Below are 3512 nucleotides of genomic sequence, written 5' to 3'. Positions count from 1 at the left end.
TCTTGTCGCGGATGCGCTCGCCGGTGACCTCGCGCTCGAACTGCGCGAAGGAGAGCAGCATGTTCAGCGTCAGCCGGCCCATGCTGGTGGTGGTGTTGAACTGCTGGGTGATCGAGACGAAGGAGGCACCCTGCGCATCGAGCACCTCGACGATCTTGGCGAAATCGGACAGCGAGCGGGTCAGGCGGTCGACCTTGTAGACCACCACCAGATCGACTCGGCCGGCGGTGACATCGGCGAGAAGCCGCTGCAGGGCCGGCCGGTTCATGGTGCCGCCGGAGAGGCCGCCATCGTCGTAGCGGGCGGGCAGCAGGGTCCAGCCCTCGTGGCGCTGGCTGCGGATGTAGGCCTCGCAGGCCTCGCGCTGGGCGTCGAGGGAGTTGAACTCCTGCTCCAGCCCCTCCTCTGATGACTTCCGGGTGTAGATGGCGCAGCGGAGGCCGGCCCGGCTGATGGGCTGGCCGGAGGCCAGGCGGCTACGCATGGATGGCTGGGGCCTGGGCGGGACGCGGGGAGGGGGGTCCCTCTCCCCGCCTCAAGCCGAAGAAGCGGGGGCCGGACCAGTGCGCGCCGGTGATATGGCGGGCGACCTCCGACAGCGAGGCGAAGCGCTGGCCCGCCATCTCGAAGCCCTCCTCCAGGGCCAGCACGGTATAGGTCCTGCCATGCCATTCCCGCAGCAGCGTCGAGCCGGGCTTGATCCGAGGTGTCCGGGGCCGAGGTTGCGATGCTTGGCTTGCGCCAGCTCTCGCCAGTGCTGCCAGCCGGCGGCGGACATCGGCGCTGAGGCCGCCGTGCCGATCCGCCTGCTGGCGATAGGCAACGTCGCGGCGCAGCATGTCCGGGCTCAGCGCCGCCGGTGCTGCTGCCCGGTGCAACCGCTGCCATGCCTCTCGTAGTTCGGCAGCGTTGACATGGCTCTCACAGGTGGAACTCGCAGCTTGGTGCATGCGAGGCAGACCGGAGCCTGCCCCGCCTCGCCTGACCATTGCGGCCGCCCTCAGCCGGTGGTCGTCAGGCGGTAGGCCTTGCGCCCCTCGCGCTCGATGAGCTGGATGGGGAAGCCGCGCTGGCGCAGACCGGTGACGGCGGCCCGCGTGGTGTGCGGCAGCCAGCCGGTGAGCACCGTGATCTCGCTGAGCGTCGCGCCAGCTCCGGCGGAGATGGCCGTCAGCACCTCGCCCAGCTTGCCGGTTGGGCGCCGTGCCGGAGGTCTGCCCGCCGGAGCCCCTGCCAAGGCGGGCTCCAGGCTGAAGGAGGCAGGTGCCTGCTCCTCGCTGCCATTCTTGTCCGCAGGCGGCGGCGACACCCCTTCCGGGACCCCGGCCGCAACCAGTCCGGCCGCCGTCAGGCGGAGGCCGAGGTGCCGGCCAGCATCGTCGGTCCGCCAGGCGAAGGCTGCGTCATTGACCTGGATCTCCTTGACGAGCTCCATCCGGAGCAGGGCGGCAAGCAGGTTGCGCTGCGCGCCGCCGCGGACACGGACCGTCGAGGGCAGTGGCATGACCATGTGATTGGACCGCTGTGCGGCGGTGGCGAGGACCAGCAGCTGAGCGACGGTGAGAGAGTTGGACATCGGGTGGCCTCCGTGGCGGGCACTGCCCTATGCGGTGCCCCCACCACCCGAAGCCCGGGCCTTGCCGGGCCTGGCCTGGCGGGCTCCCGGCCCGCTCGGCGCCTCAGCAACAATGCTTCCAGTCGTGGGGAAGTCCAGCGGAAAGAGTGTGCATGAAGGCCGCGCCCAAGTCCGGCGGGATGATCTTGGGGGTGACGGTTCGAATCCCGTTCGTTACACCATTCGCTTCCGGAGAAACGCTCTCCGTCCGGGCCACTGGCGCCCGGAACGGCAGGTTTGGCCTGGGTCCGGGCGACGACCTTGGGCTTGCGATATCGGAATGAGCGCCGAATTCTCTCTCTGGACGGCGCTTTCTCTCTGAAGCTTGGGACTTGGCCGGTTTAGTCCCAAGGTTGGAGCTTAGGGAAAAGGCCGATCTCTGGCCGATCCCAGTAGCTTCAGTTCGAAACCCGATTGCCCGCCCGATCGCCCCTGGTGACGAACACGATGCCTCGGCCCACTGCGGTTGGTTCCGGAGCGACAGAACAGCTAAGAGCGTAGAGCGTTCACAAGCGGGGATATTCGTCCAGCATCGGAGAGGTGGTCATGAGCCAGACGAATGGCGGCGCTTCCTCGGCCGAAGTCGCCAAGTACCTCGAGGGTCTCACCCTGCCAGCGAGCAAGCAAGACGTGGTGCGCCATGTACGGAGCAAGGGCGCCAATGCGGACGTGATCACGGCGATCGAGAGATTGCCCGACCAGGAGTTCACGACGATGGCCGACATACTGAAGAACATTGGGCAGGTTGATGCGCCTGGGTAGCGGCAGGCTGGCAGCAATGCGAGGCGATGCCGCTCCTGGCACATCCGACCCGCATGACTTGACGCCATCTCCTTGATCCCGATCCCAGGGCTCTTTGGAGGGATGGTTGTTGCGGCCGCCAGTGCCTAACTTGATCGCTGATGCGGCACCGGCCTAACACTACAGTTGCTTTGGCCCGTCACGGCGATATGGGCCTTTGGTTTGCGCGTTCAGGCGCGGGCCGTCGGACCGAGCTGCCGGAAAATCCGCCGGCTCGGCGACTACTCTTTGTGGATTAAGGCCGCCTAGAAGCGCACCTCGTCCGAAAAATTGCTCTTTTAATCCAGCAGCTTGCAGCCTCTTGAACACGCCGGCACCCGGAATATCTCGACGGGTGCCGAAGCCTTCGGCCCGCCGGTGATTCTGTAGGGAACTGCCGATGAGCGAACGTGTGGAAGCTATGAATCACGAAATTGGAAAGCGACCTCATCTGGCCAGCTGCGGCCCGCTCGCTGGGCAACCACTCTTGGGCTGCGAAGCTGGAACCATCTACACAGACCCACGACAGGTGGCGGAGGATCCGCTCCTCACCATTCCCGAAAAGCGCGAAGTTCTTGCGTCCTGGGCCTGTGACAGCCGCGCCCCGCATGATTCTCCTTCCTTGCGGATGTTAGACAGCGGCGCAGTAGTCCATGTGAGAGAAGTCCTCGAGGCCCTGAAGTCCCTCGACGAGATGGCACGTCCAACCCAGAACGTCGGACAGCGCTGGCCACGCCCTCCATACACTCACCGTAGCCGCGGAGCCCGGGATGCCTGGCGTCATCGACGCCCAAGAAGAGGGCAGTCTGACGACGACGATGATCCTCCGCCTTGTCCGGTGCGGTCGCGCCCTCCTGGCCCTACCCTCCCGCCACTCACAGCCGCTGCCACGGCTCCTAGGTATGAGCTGATGCCGGACGATGCCCTCGGCCGGTCCATAAGTCCCGACACGGAGCCCTGGTGGCAGCGGAACACCGCGGCCGTGGCGGGCTAGATGCCGTAATGGGCCGGCCGCCTGGCGATAGGCGGAAGGGCGGCTGCCCCTCAGAGTGATGGTGTGTTGAACGGGGTCCGAGTGGGTCGGCCCCAGGCCTCATCGAGGGACAGCCATGGAGCA

The 3512-nt window shown here is 66.5% G+C and carries 4 protein-coding genes; 1 reads left to right on the top strand and 3 read right to left on the bottom strand.

Annotated elements, in window-relative coordinates; all coding sequences use genetic code 11:
• The 3 genes from H7965_RS29145 to H7965_RS29135 form a co-directional block, all read right to left on the bottom strand.
• Positions 1–484 (bottom strand): recombinase family protein (locus tag H7965_RS29145; protein WP_186774000.1); only part of this gene is annotated, 484 nt, incomplete at its 3' end.
• Positions 477–950, bottom strand: a complete 474-nt coding sequence (locus H7965_RS29140) for a DUF2924 domain-containing protein (RefSeq protein WP_186773999.1) — start codon at positions 948–950, stop codon at positions 477–479. The genes H7965_RS29140 and H7965_RS29145, both read right to left, overlap by 8 nt.
• Positions 951–1000: 50 nt before the next feature.
• The gene (locus tag H7965_RS29135; protein WP_186773998.1) at positions 1001–1576 is read right to left on the bottom strand and encodes a DUF3489 domain-containing protein; all 576 of its coding nucleotides are present in this window, start codon (positions 1574–1576) and stop codon (positions 1001–1003) included.
• A 585-nt stretch (positions 1577–2161) separates the two neighbouring features.
• Between H7965_RS29135 and H7965_RS29130 the strand changes: the two genes are divergently transcribed.
• Entirely contained in the window at positions 2162–2377 is a 216-nt protein-coding gene (locus H7965_RS29130) for a DUF2795 domain-containing protein (protein ID WP_186773997.1), read from the top strand.
• Positions 2378–3512: the final 1135 nt, after the last annotated feature.

Origin of the sequence: Siccirubricoccus deserti, from assembly GCF_014283215.1 — a bacterium.
In the GTDB taxonomy this organism is placed as follows: Bacteria; Pseudomonadota; Alphaproteobacteria; order Acetobacterales; family Acetobacteraceae; genus Siccirubricoccus; species Siccirubricoccus deserti.
The sequence above is the reverse complement of the archived record's forward strand: the minus strand, read 5'-3'. Positions and strand labels throughout refer to the sequence as shown.

What these genes read in the sequence shown, in the direction of transcription:
- H7965_RS29140 (WP_186773999.1), bottom strand. Translation starts at nt 950, where the DNA reads ATGCACCAAGCTGCGAGTTCCACCTGTGAGAGCCATGTCAACGCTGCC.
- H7965_RS29135 (WP_186773998.1), bottom strand. Translation starts at nt 1,576, where the DNA reads ATGTCCAACTCTCTCACCGTCGCTCAGCTGCTGGTCCTCGCCACCGCC.
- H7965_RS29130 (WP_186773997.1), top strand. Translation starts at nt 2,162, where the DNA reads ATGAGCCAGACGAATGGCGGCGCTTCCTCGGCCGAAGTCGCCAAGTAC.